This is a genomic window from Streptomyces canus 299MFChir4.1 (assembly GCF_000383615.1).
Taxonomy (GTDB): domain Bacteria; phylum Actinomycetota; class Actinomycetes; order Streptomycetales; family Streptomycetaceae; genus Streptomyces; species Streptomyces canus_C.
This window is the reverse complement of record NZ_KB911584.1, coordinates 219,895-243,234: the sequence shown is the minus strand read 5'-3', so window position 1 is coordinate 243,234 and position 23,340 is coordinate 219,895. Positions and strand designations below refer to the sequence as shown.

36 protein-coding genes are annotated in these 23,340 nt (G+C 69.1%); 23 read left to right on the top strand and 13 right to left on the bottom strand.

Annotation, left to right across the window (positions count from 1 at the left end):
• Nucleotides 1-38 precede the first annotated feature (38 nt).
• From H293_RS0109200 to H293_RS0109115, 18 genes are all read left to right on the top strand, one after another.
• Entirely contained in the window at nt 39-227 is a 189-nt protein-coding gene (locus H293_RS0109200; RefSeq protein WP_020117579.1) for a helix-turn-helix transcriptional regulator, read from the top strand.
• Nucleotides 227-562, top strand: coding sequence for a hypothetical protein (locus H293_RS0109195; RefSeq protein WP_020117578.1), 336 nt, complete (start codon nt 227-229; stop codon nt 560-562). The genes H293_RS0109200 and H293_RS0109195 overlap by 1 nt, the downstream gene beginning before the upstream one ends.
• Nucleotides 563-696: 134 nt before the next feature.
• A complete protein-coding gene (locus H293_RS0109190) occupies nt 697-1,374 on the top strand; it encodes a hypothetical protein (protein WP_020117577.1) in 678 nt (225 codons plus the stop codon).
• Between the two features lie 248 nt (nt 1,375-1,622).
• Nucleotides 1,623-1,844 (top strand): hypothetical protein, encoded by a 222-nt coding sequence (locus tag H293_RS49265; protein WP_020117576.1) that lies wholly within the window; start codon nt 1,623-1,625, stop codon nt 1,842-1,844.
• Entirely contained in the window at nt 1,841-2,695 is an 855-nt protein-coding gene (locus tag H293_RS0109180) for a toprim domain-containing protein (protein WP_020117575.1), read from the top strand. The genes H293_RS49265 and H293_RS0109180 overlap by 4 nt, the downstream gene beginning before the upstream one ends.
• Nucleotides 2,692-3,750 carry an AAA family ATPase gene (locus H293_RS0109175; protein WP_020117574.1) on the top strand — a complete coding sequence of 353 codons (1,059 nt, stop codon included), beginning with the start codon at nt 2,692-2,694 and terminating at the stop codon, nt 3,748-3,750. Before H293_RS0109180 ends, H293_RS0109175 begins: the two co-directional genes overlap by 4 nt.
• A 314-nt stretch (nt 3,751-4,064) precedes the next feature.
• On the top strand, nt 4,065-4,433 hold the full coding sequence (locus H293_RS0109170; protein ID WP_020117573.1) for a hypothetical protein: 369 nt from the start codon (nt 4,065-4,067) through the stop codon (nt 4,431-4,433).
• An 11-nt stretch (nt 4,434-4,444) separates the two neighbouring features.
• The gene (locus H293_RS0109165; RefSeq protein ID WP_020117572.1) at nt 4,445-4,783 is read left to right on the top strand and encodes a hypothetical protein; all 339 of its coding nucleotides are present in this window, start codon (nt 4,445-4,447) and stop codon (nt 4,781-4,783) included.
• Nucleotides 4,784-4,801: 18 nt separating this feature from the next.
• On the top strand, nt 4,802-5,200 hold the full coding sequence (locus tag H293_RS0109160) for a hypothetical protein (protein ID WP_020117571.1): 399 nt from the start codon (nt 4,802-4,804) through the stop codon (nt 5,198-5,200).
• A gap of 100 nt (nt 5,201-5,300) precedes the next feature.
• Nucleotides 5,301-5,675, top strand: a complete 375-nt coding sequence (locus H293_RS0109155; RefSeq protein ID WP_020117570.1) for a hypothetical protein — start codon at nt 5,301-5,303, stop codon at nt 5,673-5,675.
• 152 nt (nt 5,676-5,827) lie between these two features.
• The gene (locus H293_RS0109150; protein WP_020117569.1) at nt 5,828-6,151 is read left to right on the top strand and encodes a hypothetical protein; all 324 of its coding nucleotides are present in this window, start codon (nt 5,828-5,830) and stop codon (nt 6,149-6,151) included.
• Complete coding sequence (locus H293_RS0109145) at nt 6,148-6,528, top strand: hypothetical protein (RefSeq protein WP_020117568.1); 381 nt, start codon at nt 6,148-6,150, stop codon at nt 6,526-6,528. The genes H293_RS0109150 and H293_RS0109145 overlap by 4 nt, the downstream gene beginning before the upstream one ends.
• Nucleotides 6,525-6,737, top strand: coding sequence for a hypothetical protein (locus H293_RS0109140; protein WP_020117567.1), 213 nt, complete (start codon nt 6,525-6,527; stop codon nt 6,735-6,737). The genes H293_RS0109145 and H293_RS0109140 overlap by 4 nt, the downstream gene beginning before the upstream one ends.
• 16 nt (nt 6,738-6,753) lie before the next feature.
• Nucleotides 6,754-7,248, top strand: a complete 495-nt coding sequence (locus H293_RS0109135) for a hypothetical protein (protein WP_020117566.1) — start codon at nt 6,754-6,756, stop codon at nt 7,246-7,248.
• A gap of 68 nt (nt 7,249-7,316) precedes the next feature.
• Complete coding sequence (locus tag H293_RS0109130) at nt 7,317-7,838, top strand: hypothetical protein (RefSeq protein ID WP_020117565.1); 522 nt, start codon at nt 7,317-7,319, stop codon at nt 7,836-7,838.
• Nucleotides 7,839-7,904: 66 nt separating this feature from the next.
• Complete coding sequence (locus H293_RS58395) at nt 7,905-8,216, top strand: hypothetical protein (protein WP_020117564.1); 312 nt, start codon at nt 7,905-7,907, stop codon at nt 8,214-8,216.
• The gene (locus H293_RS0109120) at nt 8,209-8,418 is read left to right on the top strand and encodes a hypothetical protein (RefSeq protein WP_020117563.1); all 210 of its coding nucleotides are present in this window, start codon (nt 8,209-8,211) and stop codon (nt 8,416-8,418) included. Before H293_RS58395 ends, H293_RS0109120 begins: the two co-directional genes overlap by 8 nt.
• Before the next feature lie 157 nt (nt 8,419-8,575).
• Nucleotides 8,576-9,172, top strand: a complete 597-nt coding sequence (locus tag H293_RS0109115; protein ID WP_020117562.1) for a hypothetical protein — start codon at nt 8,576-8,578, stop codon at nt 9,170-9,172.
• A gap of 12 nt (nt 9,173-9,184) precedes the next feature.
• On the opposite strand, the gene H293_RS0109110 is transcribed toward H293_RS0109115, so the two are convergent.
• Complete coding sequence (locus tag H293_RS0109110) at nt 9,185-9,532, bottom strand: hypothetical protein (RefSeq protein WP_020117561.1); 348 nt, start codon at nt 9,530-9,532, stop codon at nt 9,185-9,187.
• Between the two features lie 372 nt (nt 9,533-9,904).
• Between H293_RS0109110 and H293_RS0109105 the strand changes: the two genes are divergently transcribed.
• A complete protein-coding gene (locus H293_RS0109105) occupies nt 9,905-10,126 on the top strand; it encodes a helix-turn-helix domain-containing protein (protein ID WP_020117560.1) in 222 nt (73 codons plus the stop codon).
• An 8-nt stretch (nt 10,127-10,134) separates the two neighbouring features.
• On the opposite strand, the gene H293_RS59980 is transcribed toward H293_RS0109105, so the two are convergent.
• Nucleotides 10,135-11,022, bottom strand: a complete 888-nt coding sequence (locus H293_RS59980; RefSeq protein WP_259294446.1) for a hypothetical protein — start codon at nt 11,020-11,022, stop codon at nt 10,135-10,137.
• Here H293_RS59980 and H293_RS0109100 point away from each other — a divergent pair.
• Together H293_RS0109100 and H293_RS0109095 are read left to right on the top strand one after the other, a co-directional pair.
• On the top strand, nt 10,981-14,655 hold the full coding sequence (locus H293_RS0109100) for an NlpC/P60 family protein (RefSeq protein WP_259294445.1): 3,675 nt from the start codon (nt 10,981-10,983) through the stop codon (nt 14,653-14,655). The genes H293_RS59980 and H293_RS0109100 overlap by 42 nt on opposite strands.
• Nucleotides 14,655-15,179, top strand: coding sequence for a hypothetical protein (locus tag H293_RS0109095; protein WP_020117558.1), 525 nt, complete (start codon nt 14,655-14,657; stop codon nt 15,177-15,179). Before H293_RS0109100 ends, H293_RS0109095 begins: the two co-directional genes overlap by 1 nt.
• A gap of 155 nt (nt 15,180-15,334) precedes the next feature.
• Here the strand turns inward: H293_RS0109095 and H293_RS0109090 are convergent, their stop codons facing one another.
• Nucleotides 15,335-15,532: a hypothetical protein gene (locus H293_RS0109090; protein ID WP_020117557.1), complete on the bottom strand. Its 198-nt coding sequence runs from the start codon at nt 15,530-15,532 to the stop codon at nt 15,335-15,337.
• Nucleotides 15,533-15,695: 163 nt separating this feature from the next.
• On the opposite strand from H293_RS0109090, the gene H293_RS0109085 reads away from it, so the two are divergent.
• Together H293_RS0109085 and cyaB are read left to right on the top strand one after the other, a co-directional pair.
• Entirely contained in the window at nt 15,696-16,547 is an 852-nt protein-coding gene (locus H293_RS0109085; protein ID WP_020117556.1) for a helix-turn-helix domain-containing protein, read from the top strand.
• 18 nt (nt 16,548-16,565) lie between these two features.
• Complete coding sequence (cyaB, locus tag H293_RS0109080) at nt 16,566-17,120, top strand: class IV adenylate cyclase (protein ID WP_020117555.1); 555 nt, start codon at nt 16,566-16,568, stop codon at nt 17,118-17,120.
• A gap of 53 nt (nt 17,121-17,173) precedes the next feature.
• Here cyaB and H293_RS0109075 read toward each other — a convergent pair whose 3' ends face one another.
• From H293_RS0109075 to H293_RS0109030, 10 genes are all read right to left on the bottom strand, one after another.
• On the bottom strand, nt 17,174-17,536 hold the full coding sequence (locus H293_RS0109075; protein ID WP_051138076.1) for an NUDIX hydrolase: 363 nt from the start codon (nt 17,534-17,536) through the stop codon (nt 17,174-17,176).
• A gap of 11 nt (nt 17,537-17,547) precedes the next feature.
• Entirely contained in the window at nt 17,548-17,919 is a 372-nt protein-coding gene (locus H293_RS0109070; RefSeq protein ID WP_020117553.1) for a hypothetical protein, read from the bottom strand.
• 69 nt (nt 17,920-17,988) lie between these two features.
• A complete protein-coding gene (locus H293_RS0109065) occupies nt 17,989-18,171 on the bottom strand; it encodes a DUF397 domain-containing protein (protein ID WP_020117552.1) in 183 nt (60 codons plus the stop codon).
• Nucleotides 18,153-18,767, bottom strand: coding sequence for a DUF5753 domain-containing protein (locus H293_RS0109060; RefSeq protein ID WP_020117551.1), 615 nt, complete (start codon nt 18,765-18,767; stop codon nt 18,153-18,155). Before H293_RS0109060 ends, H293_RS0109065 begins: the two co-directional genes overlap by 19 nt.
• Before the next feature lie 166 nt (nt 18,768-18,933).
• A complete protein-coding gene (locus H293_RS0109055; protein ID WP_020117550.1) occupies nt 18,934-21,036 on the bottom strand; it encodes an FtsK/SpoIIIE domain-containing protein in 2,103 nt (700 codons plus the stop codon).
• Between the two features lie 85 nt (nt 21,037-21,121).
• On the bottom strand, nt 21,122-21,307 hold the full coding sequence (locus tag H293_RS0109050; protein ID WP_020117549.1) for a DUF6257 family protein: 186 nt from the start codon (nt 21,305-21,307) through the stop codon (nt 21,122-21,124).
• Nucleotides 21,308-21,309: 2 nt separating this feature from the next.
• Complete coding sequence (locus H293_RS0109045; RefSeq protein ID WP_020117548.1) at nt 21,310-21,510, bottom strand: hypothetical protein; 201 nt, start codon at nt 21,508-21,510, stop codon at nt 21,310-21,312.
• Between the two features lie 14 nt (nt 21,511-21,524).
• Entirely contained in the window at nt 21,525-21,944 is a 420-nt protein-coding gene (locus tag H293_RS58390; protein ID WP_020117547.1) for a hypothetical protein, read from the bottom strand.
• Nucleotides 21,941-22,108, bottom strand: coding sequence for a hypothetical protein (locus tag H293_RS59125; RefSeq protein ID WP_020117546.1), 168 nt, complete (start codon nt 22,106-22,108; stop codon nt 21,941-21,943). Before H293_RS59125 ends, H293_RS58390 begins: the two co-directional genes overlap by 4 nt.
• Complete coding sequence (locus tag H293_RS0109030) at nt 22,105-23,265, bottom strand: hypothetical protein (protein WP_028807685.1); 1,161 nt, start codon at nt 23,263-23,265, stop codon at nt 22,105-22,107. Before H293_RS0109030 ends, H293_RS59125 begins: the two co-directional genes overlap by 4 nt.
• Between the last annotated feature and the right edge of the window lie 75 nt (nt 23,266-23,340).

Below are 23,340 nucleotides of genomic sequence, written 5' to 3'. Positions count from 1 at the left end.
ACCGACCGTGACGCTCGATTGAAGGAGGTAAATCGACTGTGACAGCACACAAGTTGACCAAGCTGCAGACGGCTGAGCTGCTCGAAATCAGCGTCCGCACGCTTGAGCGCTGGGGTCGGGCCGGGTACGGGCCAAAGCCGCAGAAGCACGGCCCTCGCCTAGTCCGCTACGACGCGGACGAGGTCATGGCGTACCGGCGTGAAGGCGAACGGCAGGTGTCGGCCTGATGAGCGACTGGACGCGCGCACAGATCGAGGCCCTCGGCCCGACCACTGACGTCCCCACGACCGCATCGATCTTCGAGGTCGACAAGGACACGATCTACGACGCGATTCGCCGCGACGAGTGGACGATGACGCGCGTCCTGCGCCTCGGTCGGCGCATCAAGATCCCCACCGGGGACCTGATCACGCTTCTGTACGGCTCCGCCGAGGCATACCCGGCAGTGCCATCACAGTGCCAACACGACGTGTCCGCGCAGGTCACAGCGCATCAATCGCAGTCTCAATGCGGTTGCACCCCCACAGTTTCCGGGGTCGTGCACCAGCTGCGGGGCGCATAGAAGCGGCCCCCATCAGGACGGCGCGTCAACGCCGGCCGACAGGGGCCAGGCACCGAAACCCCAGGCATGACGAAACCCCGGGCAATCCGCTCGCCAGCAGACCCGGGGCCACATCACAGAAAGGAACGACGCCAATGACCACAGTGCCACAACCTGGCCAGACGTACACCATCACCGAGCCCCCGCACGATCCCGCCTGCACCGACCAGGGATGCCCGCTCGACCGGCCGGACATGCTCTTCCCCTACATGGACCTGCTCGGCAAGCGCGTCACCGTCACCGAGACCGGCCACACCCTCAACGGACACCCCGCCGCCAAAATCACCTGCGGTCCGGTCGACTGGCACCCGAGCGTCATGGTCACCCTGACCACGGAGCAGGCGGCATCGCTCGGCATCATCCCCACCCCGGCCGCCGGCTACTTCATCGTCGGAAAGATCTGGGCCGCCGACTCCGCCGACATGCCGATCCTGCCCGCCGCGGACATCGACGACTTCCCGATCGAGATCGCCAACCCGGTAGAGATGCCCAAACAGCGCACCGAGATCATCCCCGTCAGCTGCCTGCACGATCCGACGGTCAGCCGCGACGAGAAGCGGCGCGCAGATCGACTCAGGAAGATCGCCAAGACTCGCGGGCTGAAGTTGAAGCGGATGCGCGGCCAGGTCTCCCCGCGCTCGACCGGTCCCTACCTGCTCGTCGACGCCACGTTCGAGATGAGGGCCGTGGCTGGCAGCTGGTTTGGGCGTGCCGGTCTCAACCTCGACGAGATCGAGACCGTCCTGAACAAGCAGCAGGAGCGGCAGCCGTGACCCCGGCCGCGTCCACCCGGGCGCGGCACCAAGACCCATATCGCGAGGCCGCCCTCACCAAGAGGGGGAAGCACCACAACCCGCACCGGTCTCCGTCTCGCGAACGGACCAAGAACATGGCGACACGAGAGAGGGGCCCGGAGCTCGCCCAAGCTCCAGACCCCAACGCAGCACCCGCGAAGGCGCCGACTTCCTCAACCCCGAGTGTAGTGCGGCCCGCGATGCGACTACCGGGCGAACAGCCCGACATGCCCGACGCCATGCACAGCGGGCCCCGGGAGCAGCTGAGCGAGCAGTGGATGCGGGAACGCGCCCGCCGCGAACTCGTCACCGACAGCCTCCGGGCACACCTCGCCGAACAGCCCAACCCGCGCGCAGTACGGGCCTGTGCGCGCCGCTGGTGCACAACCGTCAACTACCTCGCGGACGGCGTCATCGCCGTCCTCAACAGCACGGAGAACGAAGAGTGAGTATCGCCTTCAATCGCCTCGCGGACGTCCTCCGCGACCGTGGCGTCCCGACCCGTTACCAGGGCGGAGCGCTGCGGGCACAGGGCATCTGCCACGACGGCGACTCTCCCGACACTGTTGCGATCCGGCGAGGCAACAACGGCGGCGTGGTGATCTTCTGCCACAAGTGCCAGGGCAACCGGGAGTTCCTCGCCGCGATCGGTTGGACCGAGTCCGACCTGTACGACGAGCCGCTCGAACGGCAGCAGGACCGACCAGCCGACGACACCTGGATCCCCTGCCGGGAACGCGGACACAAGCGGGTCGCCCAGTACCTGTACCGCGACGAGAGGGGCGGCATCGTCCACGGCGTCACAAGGTGCGATCACAAGTGCTTCGCCCAATGGCGGCCCGACAACGGGACCAAGTCAGGGCGCCGCTGGAGCCTCAACGACAAAGAGGGGAACCGACTCGTCCGCGTGGTCCCCTACCGCCTCCCCGACATCCTCAAGGCCATCGCTGCGGACCGTGTCATCTGGATCGCCGAAGGCGAGAAGGACGTGCACGCCCTCGTCGACCACGGGCTACAGGCGACATGCAACGCGGCCGGTGCCGGCAAGTGGACCGACGAACACGCCCAGTTCCTCCGCGGCGCAGACATCACCATCGTCGCCGACCGAGACATCCCCGGCCGTCGGCACGCTGAGCACGTCGTTGAGACCCTCCGCAACGTGGCCCGCTCTGTGTATGTAGTCCAGGCCGCCACCGGCAAAGACGCTGCCGACCACTTCGCAGCCGGACACACCGACGCCGAGTTCCTCAAGGTGTGGACGCCTCTCCCGTACCCGGGAGATACGGCGGCGACCGCATGAACAACAACCCTCAATGGGCGGACGACGTCAAGGCGGAGAGTGACGCCCACGCCGAGGCTGAGGCCAACGACGAAAGCGATGAACTGCCTCAGTCGTTCATGTCCGGCGGCTCGTTCGTCCTCGACGTCCCCGACACCCCGCCCGCCATCTGGGGAGCAGGTGGTGAAGTCCTCTGGGCTGAGGGGGAATCACTGATCATCGCCGCGCCGCAGGGCGTCGGTAAGACGACCGTCGCCTTCCAGCTCGTTCGCGCACGGCTCGGCCTTCAAAGCGATGTCCTTGGCTTCCCCGTAGCGAAGGGGAACCGCGTCCTTTACCTGGCCATGGACAGGCCCGCGCAGGCCCAACGCGCCGCCAACCGACTGTTCGCCAAGGACAGCCGGGAAGTCCTCGACGAGAACCTCGTGGTCTGGAAGGGGCCGCCCCCGTTCGACCTGGCCAAGCGCACGGACATCCTCGCCGCCATGTGCGAGCGCGCCAAAGCCGACACCGTCATCGTCGACAGCCTCAAAGACGCAGCGATCGGCCTGTCTGAGGATCCCGTCGGAGCAGGCTGGAACCGGGCACGGCAACGCGCCCTAGCGGCTGGTGTCCAAGTTCTAGAGCTGCACCACAACCGAAAGGCTGGAACCAACGGCGGCGAGCCGAACACCATCGCCGACGTGTACGGCTCCGTGTGGATCACATCCGGAAGCGGCTCGATCGTCTCCCTCTACGGCGAACCCGGCGATCCCGTCGTCTCCCTTCGCCACCTGAAGCAGCCCATGAACGAGGTCGGCCCGTTCCGTGTCGTACACGACCACCTGACCGGCATCTCGACCGTGCAGCACACGACCGACCTGTTCGACCTCGTTCGCGGCGGAGGCCCCGATGGGCTCACGGCACGGCGCGCAGCCGAGTCCCTGTTCGACACGAACAAGCCGAGCGCAGCACAGGTTGAGAAGGCCCGCCGGAAGCTGGAGACCCTCCGGGAAGCGGGTCACCTGATCCGGCACGACGGCCCGTCGAAGACCAGTCCGGCGACCTACTACCTCCAGTTGCGGCAGGCGTCGTGAAGCGGGCGGGCAGCTTCACGAACTGCTTCACGCGGCCATTTCGGCGTGAAGCCTCACGCACCTCACACGCGCTTCACGCTCAGAACGTTTCCGCAGTTCACAGCTTCACGCCTTCATTCACGCGCTTCACGCTCCCAGCTTCACGTTTCCACCCCCCTCTAAAGAGGGGTGGAACGTGAGCGCACCCCCCACCTCACCTATCCCTGCACGTCCCTTAGACCCACCCCGCCGCTCCATGCCCAACCAGGCTTCCGTCCGCACGACGGATGGAACTGCGACTCCCACCGCAGGAGCCGCAAACGACAGGAGACCCAGTGACCGAAGACCTGCCCCAGTCCCACCGACCGCTCACCCGCATCCGCACGGATGTCGTCGTCCTGCTCGTCGAACGAGCCACCCGCGCACTCGCCGCCGTCGAGCTGGCCCTCGCCGCCACCGCGACCCGCGCCGAACTGCGGGCCGCCGCAGACATCACCGCCCGACTCCTCGACGAGGAACGCGAGCACATCGCCGGCCTGACCCGCATCCGGGAACTCACCGCGCCCTACTTCGCGACGCTGCCCGCCGGGGCGACGTTCGGCGACGTCATGCCGCTGATGACCGACATCGAGCGAACCGAACTCGCCGCCATCACCCGCGACCTGCCCACCGACGGGGACGTCATCGTCCCGCGCACCGCCTGAAGGAGCCCGCAATGACCACCGCAAAGACCGCCCGCCTGGCTTTCACCCGGGCGGCTCGCCTCACCCAGTCGCTCGCCGCACTCCGCGACCTGTACGGCGTGCACCCGCAGATGACCGTCACCCCGGACGCCGTCTTGGTGGCAATCCCGTGGACCGTGGGCCGCGCCGACATGCGTGATGCCCTCGCCGGCGACATCGCCCTGCTGCTCGGCACCGAGCTGACCGTGACCGGCAGCACGGACGCCGACGACGAGTGGATCGGCATGGCCGCCGACGGCGAGTTCAACGGGGCCGCGGTCCGCGTCGTTCTCACCTTCCCGCCCGCACCCATCGAGCCCGCGCACAGCTGACGTCACCAAGGAGAACCAGTGACCACGACCATCGAGCAGCTCGCCGAGTCCATGGAGACCGGCCAGCCCGACGTCATCCTCGTCACCGAGGAGCAGGACATCATCCCGCTCAACCTGCCCGCCAACCCTGAGAACTTCGCCGAGTATGCGGCGGCCGTCCTGCGCTGCAGCCTGGTCGAACACGTAGGCCTGCCTGGTGGCTGGGACCTTTGGTGCGACGAGGAGGCGCTCGGCGAGCGGCCGCACAACGAACTGGCGACCCAGCTCCTGCAGTGCCACACCGACGACCCGCCCACGCTGCACATCCACGGCCCGGTCCTCATCACCGGCAGTCACGGCGGAAAGGTCGAACCGCTCTCAGGCCGCCACTACCTGTTGGCGTCCACGGCGCTCCGGCAGATCGCCCGCACCATCTGACCCGCACAACACCGGCCGGGCCCGCGGGAATCGGGCCCGGCCGCGCCCCGGAACTTTACGGGATCCCGTAAAGACCCAGCTCACAGCGAAGGAACCAGCCATGACCGATCGCACGCTCATCCAAGGCCCGCTCACCGCGCTCGCCGACGACGTTCGGGACCACCAGTACGCCATCCTTCAGACCCGCATCGAGCGGATCCCGGGGCTCATCAGGGGCCTCACCTGCCAGGAGCCTGACGGCTGCACCGAGCCGGCGACCCTCGCCACCCTCGCCGTCGAGAAGGTTGTCGAGGACGACGGGCCGCTCGGCCTCTGCCTGGCGAAAGGCGAGGACGACAACCCGCTGTGCATCGTCGTCTGCGACGAACACCGCAGCGAGGCCAGCCACGACCTGTACCGCGACCTGACCGGCCGCATGCGACCCGACGGCATCCGCGCCTTCGACGCACCCGGCCAGCACCTCAACTGGCACTGACCCGGCTCCCACAGGCATCCGGGACCCCATGCAAGCCCCGCTTTCCCGCCGACCCCATGCACGGTCCTTCCCGCGACCCATGGAAGCCCCCGAAAACAGCCGACCCATGCAAGCCCCGACAACCCCCCACAACAACGTTGAAGGTGAAACGGATGAGCCCACGACGCGGAGGACCAACCCCCTACCTGCGCCTCGACTACACCATCAAGGTCGACCAGGGCGTGGCCGTCATGCAGCTCGTCCTCGGCGACCGCCTCACCTTCCGCCAGGCTGCCACCGCCCTCGACATGAGCCTCAGCACCGCCTGGCGCCGCTTCTGGTTCGTCGTGGACTGCACCACCCCGCAGCGCCACGGCTGCAAGCCCGGCCCGCTCCCCCCGCAACGCGGCACCAAAGCCTGCCCCCGCGGCCGGCCATGGATGCCCACCTACGACGGACGACCGGCCGCCACCCGACCGAAGGGAAGCCCAAGATGAGCGCCACTACCCCCGCGAGCCGCAAGGTTTCCGCGCTGCTGCACCTGGCCGGAGGCCAGTCCAACCGGGTTGCGGCTCAGGCCGCCGAGGTGAGTCCGTCGACCGTGGCCGGCTGGAAGCGGAACCCCGTGTTCGCGTCCGAACTCGCCGCAGTGAAAGCCCTCTACGAAGCCAACCCGCGGGACGCGCAGGCTCTCCTGGCGCGGCTGGACGAAGCCGAGGCGAAGCTCAGGCCGAACGGCCCGGTCGTCGCCGAGGGCGGCACCGTCCGCGTGCAGGTGAGCATCCCGGCCGGCCTGTCGCCTGCGAAGGCGGAGCGGGCGACGGCGTGGGCGATCGCCCGTGGGCTGCGCGTCCTGCGGGAGGGTCGATCGTGACTAGCCATGTCGAGGCCGCGATAGCCGCGCGCATTGCCCGCGTCCGCGCCGAGGAAGAACGCAAGCGGCAGGAGCGCGAGGAACAGGCCACGCGCCGGGCCGCCGGCCTCGCCAAGCGGCACGCCGCGAAACTCCGCGCCCTCGGGCGGCAACTCGCCCCCACCCTCGACCCCTTCACCAACACCAGCCCCGCCGCATCCGGCGCCTGAACACCAGGAGATCCCAATGTCCTTCAACGGCAGCACCGTCCAGATCACCCCGCCCCAGCACTCCCCGCACAGCATCGAGGTGCCGCACGACCGCAGCACCCTGCCGCCGCGCATCCTCGAAGCCCTCGACCAGGCCCTCGACGCGCAGGAGAAGCACCACAAGGCGTTCGCGAAGATCTCCACCAACCGGCCCGCCGTCGAGAAGACCGGCGACGCTCTCACCGAGGCGTGGAACAACCTCACCGACACCGCGTTCGCGACCTCCGAAGCCAACCAGCAGCACCATCGCGAGGCTTACACCTACGCCGCGCGGAAGCTGGAGCGGGCCATCGAGGACGCCAAGGCGGCCGTCCACAGCCTGGGGATTCACGCCCACCTGTACGACACCGCGGCCAACAGTCCCGCCCGTATCGGCATCGACCGCCAGACCCGCGCCAAGGCTGTCGCCATGCTGCGCTGCCTGCAGGAGAGCCTCGACGCCCTGCCGCCTGTGCCGCCCATCGACGCCTGACCGACCGGCCACACCGCAAAGGGGTCCTCACCAATGAGGACCCCTGGCATCCATCCAAGGAGAACCGCATGCCCAGGCCCCTCACCACGATCGGCGTCAGCCGCCCCCTCAACCCGCCGCTGCGCATCGAACTCAACGCCGCACACCTGCCCGACAGCGTCCGCCAGGCGCTCGAAACCCTCGGACAGGCCGCCACCGCCAAGGCGACCATCGACCAGGCGCTGCGCAGCGCAGCCCCCGCCGACAAAACCCGCCTGCAAGACGAGGCCGACCAGGCGCAGGCCGCCATCGACGAAGCGCTCAGCGCCTACGGAAAGATCGGCGGCAGCTCGACGACCGCCATCCGCGACTCGGCCGCCAGCTCCTTCCACAACGCCGTGGAAGCCGCCGCGGCCAGCATCCGCCAAGCCGCCGACCACCTCGCCGAAGCCGGCCAGGCCGCAGCACTCCACGCGTCAACCAAGCCCGGGAAGGCGCCCGTCAGCCTCGACAGCCGCGCCGCCGCCGAGGCCCCCATCAAGCAACAGCTCGCCATGCTCCGCGGCTACCTCCGCGACGCCCTCGACGGCCTGCCCGAAGGCATCGACTAGCCGGCCCGGTACGGGCGCCGCACCACGGCTTCGCGGAGCGCGGGGTCAACGAAAGGGAGATCTGACATGAGTGACTGGGCCGAGAAGGTTCTGGCGGGGATGCGTGAGCGCCAGGAGCGCCGCCGGGAGGCTACGGAGGAGAGGGAGGCCGAGTTGGGTGCGGCGGAGGCGGGCCAGATGACGGCCGCCGAGCGCCGTGAGGCCGCACAGGAGGCGCGGGACCAGGCCGAGCAGGAGCGGGCCGAGCGGATCGCTGCGACCATGCAGAGCGCCCGTGTACGGCGTGCGCAGGCCCGGCCGCCGCTGTCGGAGTACGACCGGCAGATGGCGGCGCAGGCCCTCGGGCCCGAGTGGGAGAAGGGGCACGCGGATGCCTGAGAAGCCGAAGACGAGGAAGGCGACGGCCGCGGAGCGCCTGGCCGCGCGGGCGCTCGGGAAGCCGGAGCCGGATGAGGTCGAGCTGGAGACGCGGTCGGCGGCCGAGCAGCGCCGCGCGCGCCTCCTGGCACGCCAGCAGGCCGCCACGGGCCCGACGACCGCCCCCGGCTGGGGCGGAGAGGACAGCCCGCCCGCGGCCTGAATTCCTCACGCGATGATTTACGCCCGGCCTTCACCCCCACGGAGGCCGGGCGCAGTCATGTGCCCTGAGGGTCCGTCACGGTACGGAAACATCCGCATGCCCCCGTTGCCCGGCTGTCACCGTGTTCGCACGACTACGCACCACCAAAGGGGGGCCCGTGCGCCGCGTCATCATTCCCATCGCCGCCATCCTGCTCGTCAGCGCATGCAGCAGCAGCAAGCCGGAGAGCAGTGAGCAGCCCAGCGCCACCACCTCGGCGCCGAAGCCGGCCGCCAGCAGCAGCGCCCCCAAGGGGCTCACCGGGGGCGTGCCCACACTGTCCGGCCGCCTGGTCGTGGCGATCCCCAAGGAGAAGCTGCCGTACAAGCCGGAGGCCGGCATGCCCGCCCTCGACGACGTGAAGGTCGTGAAGACCGCGTCGGATCCGTGCGGCATCCCGGCGGACGGGTCGGGCCAGCAAGCCCAGTTGCTCGGCGCCGTGACTGGCGGGCCGCGCACCGTCAACGTCACCTACGCGTTCTCGAACCCGTGCGCCAAGCCGGTCGTGTACGAGTACGAGCTGACCGCGGCGATCGGCGGCCCGACGGGCGAGAAGGCCGGTGGCGGTGGAACGGGTACGACGCCGAAGATCGAGCCGGGCCGGACCATCAAGCAGGTGATCCCTGTGGACGTCGACGACGACCTGACTTCCGAGCAGCAGGCGAAGCTGTGGGTGGGCGTGACGAAGATCGGCAAGCAGGATCCGGGCTACTGATCGGCCGTCGTTTCACTCGTCCTGTGCGCGCAGGGCGATGCGGCGCAGCACGTCATCGGATGACACGTCCGTGCGGCCGGAGTCGTGGAGGCCAGCGAGTTCGGCGTAGGCGAAGGCGAATTCGGCCACGACGCGCAGAATCCTCGGCTGCAGTACGTCCATGGCTGCGTTGATGGCTTCCTGCGGGGAGGCGTCGCCGCTGATGTCGAGCTCGGCCCGGAACAGCTCCTTCACGAAGTGCCCGACGGTCCCCGACTCTTCGACGTCCTCGCGGTCGGGGTCCTCACTGAACTTGCGGTGCCACTCGTTCGTCTGGGTGAGAATCCCGACGACGCGCTCTGTGATGTCTGAGTCCCTCATGCCGCGATCGTAGGTGCTTCCCGCAGTCTTCGGGGCACAACCTACTAACCGCATGAGGTATGCGGTGTGAAGGTTCTGACCTGCCGTTTTACGCGGCTGCTGGCACGGTGCTGGCACGCGAGGGGAAGCCGTTCCGGGGTCGGCGCAGGCGGGTGCAGTCGCGGGCTCTCCTTTGAATCAAAGGTTAGAGCGCCTCTGGTCCTACGATTCAAAGGTCAGTTGAAGTAGACTCAACTCAGGCCGCGTGACCGTGATGGGACCGCAAACGAGTGCCCGTGATGGGCGCAGCGCCAGGGCAGTACGAGCAGGCCGCTCACAGTCCGCCCAGGTAGGGCCGTCCATTCCACGTGCCGCTCACCTCGGAGCACCCCCATGGCCCGCGCCTTCAACGGCGCCGCGCTGCGTGATCAGCGCAGGCTCGCCGGCGTCCCCGCCTCGCACCTCGCCGCCCTTGTCGGCCGCACGGAAGATGCCGTCTGGTCATACGAGACCGGCCGCGCCACGCCGCCAGTCGACGTCGCCGCGACCCTCGCCGACGCGCTGCACCTGCGGCTCGATCAGCTGCTCACCAACACCGAGATGGCGGTGGCGTAGTGGCCGGCTCATTTCGCATAGCCGAGGGTTACGTTGAAGTAACCGCCGACGAGAGCGGTTACGACCGGGCGATGCAGCGGCTCCGGCAGTCGAAGAACAAAGCCACCGTCACGCTGGACATCGACGACACGGCAGCCCTGGCGAAGCTGCGCCGGTTCGCGGACCGGCACTCGCGCACGGTCCTGAAGGCGGTCATCGACGCCCAGCTGAGCGACTCGGCGATGCGCCGGGTCAGCGGCCAGTTGGACCGCCTCACTGCCGACCGGGTCGTCCGTATCCGAGCCGACGTCGACACCCGGGTCGCGGCCAACGAGATCCGGAATCTGACGCAGCGCCGCACGGTACGCATCGGTATCGACGTCGATACCCGGGTCGCTGCGGATTCCCTGGCGAACCTGACCCGCCGTCGGCAGATGACCATCCAGGCGAATGCCGACACGGCCGCGGCCCGCGCCCGCCTTGACGCTCTCACCCGCGACCGCAGCGTCGACATCCGGGCCAACGTGACCGGTGGCGGGCTCGGCGGCCTGGGGGGCGGGGCAGGCAGCTCGGTCGCCAGTGTCGGCATCCTGTCGTCGCGGCTCGCGAACCTGGTCGCCCTCGCCGTCGGGGCGCTGCCGACGGTGGCGTCCCTCGGCCAGTCCATCCTCGCCATGGGGCCGGCCGCAGCTATAGCCGCGCCCGCGGTGCTCTCCCTCGGTGCCGCGTTCGCCGCGATCAAGCTGGGCACCTCGGGGATCGGTGACGCGTTCAAGGCAGCGTTCGCCCCGGCTGTCCCCTCGGGGAATGCCGCGGCGGCTTCTGCGCGCCGGGTCGAGGACGCTCAGCGGTCCCTCGCCAAAGCCCAGCAGGGCGTGAAGGACGCCGAGCAGCGCGCGGCCGAAGCCCGGGTACATGCGGCCCGGCAGATCGAAGATGCGCAGCGCAGCCTGAAGTCGACCGTGCAGGACGCCGCTGACGCGAACCGCAGGGCAGCGCAGCAGGTGGCGCAGGCAGAGCGCGACCTCGCTGACGCGCAGAGGGCGGCCCGTAAGGCACAGCAGGACCTCACCTCCGCCCGCAAGGAAGCCGCCCAGGAACTCGAAGACCTGAACAACCGGCTGGAGGACGCCCAACTCGACCAGCGGCAGAAAGTCCTGGACCTTCAGGACGCCGAGCAGGAGCTCGCCGCCGTGAAGGCGAAGGGTGCCGCCGCATCCAAGGAGGACTTGGACAAGGCGCAGCTGGCCTACGACAAGGCTGTGCAGGCCCTCGACGAGCAGAAGACCGAGACGGCCCGCCTTCAGGCGCAGACAGCCGACGCCAACAAGGCGGGCGTCGACGGCTCGAAGACTGTCGTCGATGCTAAGCAGCAGATAGCGGACGCCAACCGGGAGGTCAGCGATAAGAGCCGCGCCCTGGCGGAGGCAGAGCGGGACGCATCGCAGACGCAAGTCGAAGGCGCCCAGAAGGTTGCAGCCGCCGAACGGGACGTCGCCGACGCGAGGGAAGCAGCCCGGAAGGCGGCCGTCGACGGTGCGCGCGACATCAAGGACGCACAGGATGCCGTGGCCGATGCGGCGCGGGCCCTCGCCGATGCCCAGACGGCGGGTTCTGCGGCCGTCAACAAGACCGCGGAGGCGATGGCACGCCTGGCCCCCAACGCGCGGGCCTTCGTGTCCGCGGTCATCGCTCAGGCGGGCGCCTGGCGGGCCCTGAAGCTCGACGTGCAGAACACCCTGTTCGCCGGGCTCGGCCAGAAGTTCACGACCATGTCGACGTCGGTCCTGCCGTCGCTGCGGCAGGGCCTCACCGGTACCGCCAACGTGCTGAACCAGATGGCGAAGAACGCGTTCGATGCGGTCACCAAACTGGGGAAGACGGGGCAGCTGAAGCAGCTGTTCGCGGGCCTGAACGGCGGTCTGAAGCCGCTCGCCCGGATCCCGGGCCAGTTCATCACCGGCCTCACCCAGGTTGGCATCGCGGCGGCACCTGCCTTCAAGCGGATCACCTCAGCTGCCGGCGGGTTCGCCGACCGGCTCAGTCAGCAGCTCACCCAGGCGTTCAAGAACGGGCACCTTGAGAAGGTCATCGACCAGGCCCTCGACGTGGCCGTGCAGTTCGGGCATCTGATCGGCGACGTCTTCGGCACGTTGGGCAACGTCATGAAGGCGGCGGGCGCCGCCGGCGGAGACGCCCTCGGCGGGATCGGCGCGGCCTTCAAGGAACTGCGCCGCATCACCGCCATGCCGGAAGTACAGAAGGCGCTGACGGAGATCTTCAAGGCCGTCAACGCCATCGCGAAGCTGATCGCCACCGGCATCGGAGCGGCCGTGCAGGCGGTGCTGCCGCTGCTCGCCAAGCTCGCCCCGGTCGTGATCGAACTCGCCAACAAGTTCGGGCCGGTACTGGTCGACCTCATCGAGACGCTCGGCAAGGCCCTCGCGCCAATCATCGACGCCCTCCTGCCGGTGGTGTCGGACATCGGTGACATCCTCGTCGGCCTCGTGCGGGGCCTCACGCCACTGCTGGAGCCCCTCGGGAAGCTGATCGGCGCCATCGTCAAGGCGCTCGCCCCGGTGATTTCGGCATTCGGCGCACAGCTGACGCCGGTCATCGCCGCACTGGCGCAGGGGCTCGCCCCGGTGATCGTTGCTCTCGTGCCGGCGGTGCAGTCCCTCGGCCGGTTCATCGGCCAACTGGCGCCGCTGTTCCCGCAACTGATGGTGGCGCTGCTGCCGCTGATCCCGCCACTGACTCAGTTGGCGATCTCGTTCCTCAACCTGGCCATGCAGGTGATCACGCCGTTGATGCCGCTCATCGTGAGCCTCGCCCGGATCCTGTCGGGGCAGCTGACGAAGGGCATCAACGACCTGGTGCCGCCGATCGTGACGGTGATCGGCTGGATGGTGAGGTTCACCGACACGATCACCAAGTTCGTGAAGTGGAACGTCGACCAGTTCCGGATGATGGTGACGAAGACGAAGGAGACGTACACCCAGCTCAAGCAAGCGATCCTCGACCGGTGGAACGCCCTATGGAAGGGTGCCACGGACCGTTGGAGCAACTTCTGGAACCCGCTGCGTAACTCGCTGTCGAACGCGAAGACGTCGATGACCAACTGGGTGTCCGGTGTGAAGACGTCCATCACCGGCTCGTGGTCGTCGATGTGGAGCACCGTCACCTCGAAGACGACGAGTGTCTTCAGCACGCTGCGCTCGAAGATGGGCGAGTTCAAGACGTCGATGCTGAATGCGGTCAAGTCTCTGCGGGACGGCATCGGCAGCCTGTGGTCCGGCATTCAGTCCCGGTTCGCCGGGCCGGTGAAGTGGGTTGTCGGGAACGTCTACAACAACGGCATCCGCAAGATGTGGAATTCGCTGGCCGGGAAAATCAACTCGAAGATCTCGCTTCCGGCGGTCTCGCTGGGCTTCAACCGCGGTGGCGTGGTGCCGGGTACGGGCAACAGCGACACGGTGCCGGCGATGCTCACCCCCGGCGAGCGGATCCTGTCCAACGGCCAGGTGGCTCAGCTCGGCGGGCACCGCGCGATCGACGCGATGCTCGGCCAGGACCGGCCCACGAAGACGGGCGGGAACCCGTCGCAGCAGGTCGAGCGGCGCAGGTATCAGGGGCCGACGCAGCACTTCGCCGACGGCGGGATCATCGGCAAGGTGACGGGCGCCGTGGGTGGCGCGGTGTCCTCGGCGGCCAGCTGGGCGAAGAACGTGGTGGTCGGCGGCCTGAAGGACGCGGCAGCCAAGGCCTTGTCCGCGCTGGTGCGTCCACTGATCAGCCGCATCCCCGGCGGGCCTGCCCTCGGCGGCCTGCTGAAGAACATGGCGAACAAGGCCGTCGACGGAATGATGGGCTGGTTCGGCAACGAGGATAAGAAGGCGCTCGGCGGCCCGGCCGTCCAAAAGGCTCTGGCCTGGGTGAAGACTCAGAATGGGAAGCCGTATCAGTGGGGAGGCAATAACAACCCCAGTTTCGACTGCTCGGGTCTGGTCTCGGCTGTCGAATCGGTGATTCGCGGGGAGCGTCCGCATCGCCGTTGGGCCACTGGCGCGTTCGTCGGGAACTCCGGTCCGGCCGGCTGGGTCCGTAACCTGAAGAGCCCCTTTGAAATCGGGATCACGAATGCGGGTGTCGGCCATACGGCCGGAACTCTGGCCGGCGTGAATGTGGAGTCGCGCGGCGGCGATGGCGTGGTCATCGGCAAGCGGGCCCGCGGAGCCAACGACGGCCTGTTCACCTCGCGCTGGGGGTTCGCTCCGGTCGCCAAGTACGACCAGGGCGGCCTGCTTCAGCCTGGCGCGACCATGGCCGTCAACAGGACCGGCCGCCCGGAGGCGATCCTCACCGCCGATGAGCATCAGATGTTCCGAAGCCTGGTCGCCAGCGGCGCGAGTAGCGGTACGGCGGTGACGGTGAACATGACTGTGAAGAGCCTGACGATGCCGAGCCCGTCCGAGCGTCGAAGGTTCGCGGCTGACATGGCGGCGGACATCAAGGAGGCCCTCCGCAAGTTCGACAAGGAGCGCCGCTGATGAACCTCGACGACCTGACCCCGCAGCAGCAGGAGGATGCGGCGCACGCTGCCGTGTGTAACGCCGGCTTCGCCTTCACGCAGGCCGTGTGGGGCGAGCAGAGCCTCACCAAGGCGTGGCCGCGCATGGACCCGACGCTGCGCCGCTGCATGACGCAGGCGTGGCTGTACGGCCAGGAGGTCACGGCCTACCGGGCAGGCTTCGATCCGGACGACGTCGTCGAGGCGTTCGCCGTCGAGCAGCCGGAGCATCCCCTGTGGTGCGTCTTCGAGGCGTTGCAGCTGCCGGACCTGCTGGAGTGGAAGCCGGGCGCGCACGAGTGGGTGGCGACGGCCCGGCACATCGTCCTCGACTTCGATGTAGAGCTGGTCTACATGGTGCCGCGGCCGGCCGCGGGGGACATCGCGACGGACCTGTCGCGGAACCTGCCGTTGGTGATGCGCTACGACCCGGCGGCAGGCTGGCGGGTGCTGAACTTGCTCAGCGACGGGCGACCTGAGCCGGGCTGGCCGCCCCGCCTGTGAGGCTCAGCACTGCTGCCCGCAGTGGCAGGTGCAGGTGCAGCGGATCGTCATGACCGGCGCCTCCCACGACGGGGCGCCGGTCCGGCGGATGACTCGCGGGCCCGCACACATCAGGTGCTCCCCGAGGCTGCACTCGGGTGTCTTGTCCGTGTCGTTCACGGCTGGTCGGCGAGCGGGACCAGGTCGTACACGTCGCGGCACGGGCGGCAGGCGAACAGGCTGCCGTTCCCGTTGCTGCCCTGCTCGATGACCTGTACGAGGCGCACGCCCCGCGCGTAGTTCTGATGCCAGGCACACCAGCCGTACCCGGAAGGGGTGTTGGTGGCGGGGGCGGTCTGCGTATTCTCCGACATATCGACTCCAACCAGTCGGTCACGCCCGGGGCCGTTAGCGCGGCCGCCGGGGTTTGCACGATCTGACCAGCGTCATGTGACGGATGGTGTCGGTTCGATCCCCCACCGGTAATCTCACTGTGAGATGGCTTTCCATCCCGTTCGCGATACCGGGGGCCGAATCATGGGGACCGCGCTGCAGCCGATCGAACTGCCCGACTGGGCATGGGAGCGCGCCGAGGTCCGCCAGGCCCTCAGAGCCCGGGACATGGGCGCCGTGTTCCGGCATGTGCAGCAGTACGCCGGCGCGAGCCAGGCCCGCATCGCTTCCGCGGCCGGGATGACGCAGGCCCGCGTCAACGAGATCATCAACGGCCGCCGGGAAGTGTCCCGCCTCGACGTGTACGAGCGGATCGCCGATGGCCTCCACATGCCGGACGATGCCCGGCATCTGCTCGGCCTGGCCGCGAGCCGGGAGAAGCGCTCCGGCGGTGCCGCCTTCGACCTCACCGCGTTCCCTGAGGTGGTCCGCGTGTACGCGGCGCAGAACTCGGCGGCCGAGGAGATTCAGCAGCAGGCCCGCGAAGCCGAGGAGTTGGACGTACTCGCTGTGCGCGGCCTCGGCCTGATCGGGCTCAATGACAGCCTGCTGCGCGCCTGTCTGCCGCGCGACCAGGGCGGCAAAGGGCTTCGGGTCCGGGTCGCTCTCCTCGACCCCGACAGCGACGCCCTGGGGCGCCGGGCGGCCGAGATCGGCGAGTCCGCCGAGTCTCTCGCGTCCGGGGTGCTGCTCGCCGAGGCGCGGCTGCGGGAGCTGGCCGATTCCTGCGACATCGGGGTATGGCGGTACGGAATGCTGCCCACCTGGCGGCTGATCCGCACGGACTCCACGATGTTCGTCGGGGCGTTCGACTCGGGGTGGGAGGGGCACGAGTCGGCCACGTACAAGGTGATGGAAACCCCGCACGGTCCGCTGTACCGCGGGTTCCGGCGGATGTTCGAGGCGGTCATCGACGGGGCTGTGCGCACCGTCTGACGGAGAGGGGAGACGGCCGTGATCGAGGCCGAGCTGAAGGCCAGAGTGCACGTGCCGGAGGCCGTGATGCGGCAGCTGGACGAGCGGGCGGCGGCACGTGTCGAGGTCTATCAGGACACCTACTACGACCGGCCGGACGGGTCGCTGGAGAAAGCGGACCAGGAGTTGAGGGTGCGCACCGTGCACGGGCCCGATGGGCTGCGCACGTTGCTCACGTACAAGGATGCGGCGGTCGACGAGGAGTCCGGGTCGAAGCCTGAGCACGAGACGCAGGTCGCCGACTCGGAGGCCGCGCACACCATCTTCCAGGGCCTCGGCTACGTGCCGGTCATCGCCTTCCAGAAGCGGTGCCGCAACTACGACTTCACCGCGCGCGGCCGGCAGATGCTCGCCACCCTGGTCCGTGTCCCCGAGATCGACGGCACCTTCCTGGAAGTCGAGACCCTCGTCGACGAGGACGAGGTGCCTGCGGCCCTCGAAGACATCCGGGCGGTGCTCGCCGAGCTGGGCATCGCCCCCGGGGATCTGACCCGCGAGACGTACACGGGTGCGGTGGCGGCGCAGCGCCGCTGAAACGAAAAAGGGCCCCCGCCTGGCCATGACGACCGGGCGGGGGCCCTTCACTACTACTGCTCCAAGTAGGTCTGCACGGGCGGGTACAGCCCGCGCGGCACGTACTGCAGGATCTCGGCGGGCGGCACCCAGGCGACGGCGGCGACCTCCCGGGGTGAGGCTGCGTGCGCCGTGCCCGTGAGGGGCGTGCACGCCACGTAGGCGATGCGGCGCCCGGTGTCTGGGTGTACCCGCTCCCCGAGCTGCCGGACGGCTTCCACAGTGAGGCCGGTCTCCTCGAAGGCTTCCCGCACAGCCGCCTGTCGGGCGGTCTCGCCCGGCTCGACGATGCCACCCGGAAGCGCCCACAGAAGGTCACCCTCTGCCGCCGCGCGGCGGATCAGTAGGAGACGCCCCTCGTCGACGATGACGGCCATGGCGGCGGCTGTCACAGGTCGGTCCGGCCGCCGAAGCGGGCGGGCAGCTCCTTCCGGAGCGTGCGTTCCACGGCGTCGAACTCTCCGGCATCTGACAGCCGGGTCCGGTGCAAGGCGAACCGCAACCCCCGAATCAGTTCCTCCATCGTCAGCTTGGTGCCGTCTGGCGTGTTGTCCTTCGCCGTCGCCATCAGCTGAGCGAACGAGGAGACGGCCGTGCTGCGCTGGTAGTCCCACAGCCAGGCAAAGACTTCCCCGAACGGGTCTCCCGGGTGGGCCACATGCCCGTCCTTGTAGAAGCGGGCGAGGTCTACGGCAGTGTCGTTTACGAAGCCCGTCAACATGCACTCGAACGGCCGGTACGGAACTACTACGTCGTCCATGCACGAACCCCCTCGTCAGCGAATGACCGAGGCCATCGTGACGAGGGGGCGGCGGCTACACCAGGGCGCCTACGGTGCCTGCTGCACCCAAACGACGAAAGTCCGCCAACTGTCGCCGGACAGCTGCACACGACCCCGCTGCCGGTCCTTGGTGTCGCGGACGAGGACACCGGAGGCGGGCCGCGCCCACTCGACGCACGTGCCGCTGTCCGTGTACGTCGAGGTCTTCCAGATCAGTTGCTCCTGCGGCACAGGGTTCCTCTCGTTCCATCGATCAGGGCCACCGACTCCCGGGCGGACAAAGCCAGGCCGAGGAGCCGGTCCCAGGCGGAAGAGTAGGCGGCGACGTCCTCGGGGCGGGTGCGGATGACGGACTCGGTCAGGGCCTCGACGAACACGGCACGCTTCCCGGCCGCCCGGTACAGGGTGAACGCCCCCGCCAGGCCCGGGTGGGCTTCGCTGCCCTGAGGCAGCACACGGATCGTCAGGGACGGCTGGAGTGCCTCGACGGCGAGCAGGTGCTCCAGTTGGGCGGCGAGCGTGGCGTAGCCGCCCACAGGCCGATACAGGGCCGCCTCGTCGATGATGGCGGTGATGCTGCGGGCGCCGGGCCGGCCGAGGTGGTCGATGCGCTGCTGCCGGAGGTCGGCGCGGTGGTCGACGACGTCGAGCGGCAGGGCCGGGGCGAGGGCGTGAATGGATGCGGCGGCGTAGGCGTGGGTCTGGAGCAGGCCCGGTATCAGCATGGGCTGCCACAGCTGCACGGTGTCGGCTTCGGATTCGATGGCGGCGAGGCGGGCGATGTGCTCGCCGAGCGTCTCCGCCGGGGTCTCGAAGATGGCGGTCACGGTGTCCTTCCGTAGGAGGGGAGGGAGGAACGAGGGGGGAGGCACAGGAGCCGTTTCCAGGGGTTTCGGCGAGGGCGAAACCGTGCCTCCCCGGCCTCCCTGACTGGCCATTTATGCAGGTCATGTACAGGGAGGCGGGGTGGGGAGGCAGGTAGGGAGAACTCCCTCAGTCCTCGATGCCTCCCTCGTCGGGATCGTCATCCTCGCGGCCGGCGATGGCCTCCAAGATGCGGTCCCGGCTGACGTGCTGGCGCCCGCCGTTGGTCTTGTATTCGCCGTGCCCGGCATCGTCGAGGACGCCCCTGAGGTTCCGGAACGTCCAGTCGTTGTACTCGGTCGGGTTGAGGTCTTGCAGCCCGCGCAGAACGTCCTGCGTGAGCATCTTCGGCTCGTGCCCGAGGACGGCCGCGACGTCGGTGAGGTGGTCAACCGGCGTGAACGTGGGCGTGTCCATCGGACTGGTGCCCTCGCGAAGCGCCATCGCCCGCTCGACGACCGGCGTCACCTCGTCGATGCCTGCCTCCTTCCGCACGTAGTACGCGCGGATCAGCCCGGGTGTCTTCCCGAAACCGGCCGCCATCGCGGTGCCCTGGTCCTCACCCGCAACCAGCGTCGTCGCCGAGTAGCCGTTCTTGTGCATGCCGGTACCGAGGATCGCGTCGTTGCCCTGATGGTCGTTGATGGCGAACGCGACCCGGTGGGACACGGTCTTGGAGATCCCGCGCGGCAGGCTCGCTGCATCAGCGTCCGGGGTGATCCACAGCAGCGTGATGGCGGTCTTCCGGGCCTTCTTGGTGACCTTCAGCGCGAGTTCCTTGGCTTCCTTGCCGTGGTCCTTGTGGGTGAACAGCTCGTGGACCTCGTCGAACACGACGATCCGGGGGCGCATCGACGGGTCACGCTCGGCCATCTCACGGGTGACCTTGGTGTCCGTGCCGATGCGCTCCAACTCCTGCCCGCGGCGGGACACCTCGGCGGCCAGAGCGCGCAGCGTGTCCATGGCCGCAACCACATGCTCGGCGTCGTCGCCCTTGACCAGGCTCCGCAGGCGGGGCCGCATCGGGTCGTAGTCGGAGTTGAAGGCCAGGACGTGCACGTCGATCTCGACCAGCGGATCGAGCATCGCACCGAGCAGCAGGGAGACGACTAGCGACGACTTGCCCGAGCCCATGATTCCGGCGATCAGGTAGTTGGAGGCCATCAGCCGGCCGATGACCTGCTCGCTGCGGGCGTTGAGCGCGACGGGCACGCCCTTGAAGAAGTCGGTGGTGCCCTCAGTGAGGAGCGGCCAAGGCGGTACCGCCTTGGTGAGGACGCCGGGGTCGGCGACCCACAGGTCGAGGACACCGGCCTGGTCGCGCGGCTCGGTCGGCCACACCTCGATCGGCTTGCGCATCAGGTTGTGCGCGAGGATCTGCTTCTTGTCGGCGATCATCTCGACGGGCACGCCTTCGGGCAGCTGCAGCTGCGCATGCCAGCCGTTCCCTGACCGGGTCGACGGCTGCACCCAACGCGGCTTCCAGCCCTCCTTGAGGGCCGCATTGAGCGGGGCAATGCCCAACTTGCCCAGGGCCCGCATGATGGCGTTCTCATCAGGCACAACGTCCCGCTCGTCGCCGTCGAGGGGCAGGGCCCAGGTGGGGGCGGTGCGCTGGTTGCGGCCAACGGACCAGACGCCGAGCAGGGCGAGGATGGGCAGGGAGTACAGCAGCGGCTTGAAGATCACGGCGGCGAGAAAAGCAATCCAGCCGACGAACTCGACGGCCGCATTGATCGGGGCGAGCACCTGGTGAACGTCGTGCTGATACCAGGCCAGCATGATGCCCAGCACGAGCAGCAGGCCCGCCCCGGTGATTACACCGGACAGCAGGGCGCGCGGCGCGTTGATGGCCATCTGCAACAGCTCGGTACGGCGGCGGTGGCGGGCGAACCGGTAGACGTGCGCCCGCTGTTCCCACTGCCGGACGAGTTCCTCGTTCCCCGACGCCTCGGCAATCCTGATCATCCGCTGGTGCAGGGATGCGGTACGGGACTCCCAGGCGCGGCGGGTCAGGACGCGGGCGCCGCCCCACGTGTAGGAGCTGTGGCGGACGAGGGTGCGGTACGCGGTGTGCCGGCGGGTCTCGACGACGACCTCGCGCAGCGCTCCGATGCGGAGGCGTCGCGGGGTGTGTTCTGCCTGTTCGGCGGGCTGTTCGGGCTTGGCGAGGGACACCGGTTCGGGTGCCTTGTCGGCCTCGACAGGCGGCCGATTCGTGGTGTCGGTCATGCTGGGGTTCCGTCTCTTTGCGGAGGGATGGGAGGCCCGGGGCGGTCGGACGACTTGGCGGAAGGACGGCCGCCCCGGGGCGCAGCTACTTGCTGTTCTTGCGACGCTCGGCGGTCTTCTCGATGTGCTCGACGCGCTTCTGCAGGTCGCTGAGGTCGACGTTTCCGGTGCCGTTGTCGGCGATACCGCGCTTCCCCATGCGGACGACCAGGCCGGCGATGCGGGCCTTCTCGCCGAGGGTGAAGTCGCGGAAGCTGATGTCCTTGGCCATGGTCAGGCCTCCTTCTCGGGCAGGGCGGCGGCGATGGCGGCGAAGGCGCGGGCGGTGTCCGCCCACCCGGTGGCGGCTGCGGCGTAGCGCGGGATCTCCCGCATGCTGTCGCCGTTGTGGGCGGCGTCCTCGATCCGTTTGGCGAGCGCCTTGGACTGGCGGGCGGCGTCGAGGGCTTCGGTGAGGAGCTGCTGTTGGTTCATCAAGTTCCTCCTGGTCAGCGGCGCTTACGGCCGCGCTCGGTTCGGGTGGCGGGGCGGATCTTGGATGCGGCCCATCCGGCGGCGACGATCGCGCCGACCAGGCTGAAGGTGAGCATCGTGAGGTTCTGGCCGACGGCGCCGATGATCCCCATCAACGTGCCGCCCATCAGGACGACGACCGCGCACACGCAGGCCGTGCAGACGACGACCACCGCCAGGATCAGGAACGTGATCACGATCAGCCGGAACAGGGCCGGCTCCATGCCCTGCTGTACCGGGGCCTGCACCACGAGCGGCGCCGGCGGCTGCCCGATCGTGAAGTGCACGGGGCGGCCCTGCTCGTCGTAGAACACATTCGGCGGCCGGTGGTGCGCGGGCACGCCCTCGACCGGCGGGGTGGCGTAGGGCTTGTACGGCTCGGGGACGTTGCTCATCGGGCCCACCTCCGGGTCAGGTGCGGGCGGGCTACGGCACCGAGGACGAACGCGACGAACAGAGGATGGGTCGCCACGGCGGCGACCGCGGCCACGGCCAGCGGGAGCGCCCCCGGGATGGTCAGGAGCAGGGCGAGCAGGGCGCCGAGGAGAAGCCACTTCATGACCGCTCGCCCCCGACAACCTCACGGCGCAGATCAGTCGCTTCTCGACGCGACAGGCCTAGCTCGTCCTGAAGCGTCTTGATGGTCACCGGCCGGCTCGTCGACCTGACCGCCTCCCGGTTGAGCCTGCGGCCTTCCCGGCGCAGGTCGGACGGGGTGAGGATGATCGGCTCGGTGACCACCTGGCGGCCCTGCTCGGCGGGTACGGCGTTGGTCGTCAGGTCGGTCGGCTCGGTGGCAGTGAGGGCGGGGAACTTGTCCGCCCACGGGCTGACCGCGGCGGCCTCCGGAATGACCAGGCGGGGCTTGGCCGGGGGGAGCGCCGGCGGATCCTGGGGGGCGGCCTCGATGGCGGCCGGGGCGGGCTCGAACGGGGATGGCAGGGTGACCGTCTGCAACGTCATGGCGCCGCGGCGGGCGGCGAGCTGCTGCATCATCACCTCGCGCTGCCCGTCGTCGATACCGACCCCGGAACGGGCGACCGCGGCGGCCAGGCGGGCACGCCCCCAGCGGCGCAGGTGCGGGCGGGCGGCGAGCTGCACGGCGCGGGCGGTGGCCCGGTCCCGGGTGATCTGCTCGGCGCTGCGGTCGCGGACGGCGAGACCGAGCCGCGACAGCAGTCGCTCCCGTAGCTCCCTGCCAATCAGTGCGGGCAGCGAGTTCGAGCCGTCACCGGATCCGTGGCGCAACTCGATGCCCATGGCGAGATGCCACAGCAGGGCAGCCATCACGGGGCCGACGATGGCCCGCACGGTTCCGCCGACCAGGCCCGACTCGGCGTAGGCGGGAATGACCTGCACGCCGGTGATGAGCCACACCAGGGCGCCGGGGGTGCCGGGCGTGCCGAGGGTGCGCAGGTTCTGCCGTGCCATCAGGGCGCAGGCGAACAGGGCGAGCTCGGCGGCGAGGAACATCACGGATCGTTCCTCGACGGCGGTCATGCCGAGGCGGTCCCGGGCGAATCCCCAGCTGGTGTCACCGCTGTATGCGGTACAGACGAGGGCGCCGGCCGCGGCGACGACGACAGCGGCCGGGGTACGGCGGTTGCGGGGTCGGCGGTTGCGCAGCATCGGCAGGAGCAGCGCGGCCAGCAGCAGGACCACACCGCCGACTGCGGCTGCGGGGTGGCTTTCCACCCAGTTCAGTACGGGGTTCATGCGCCCACCTCCGGGGCGTAGTTGGTGCGAGAGAAGGTGGCCCGTGCCCGGTAGGAGGCGGGCACGGGCCGGGAG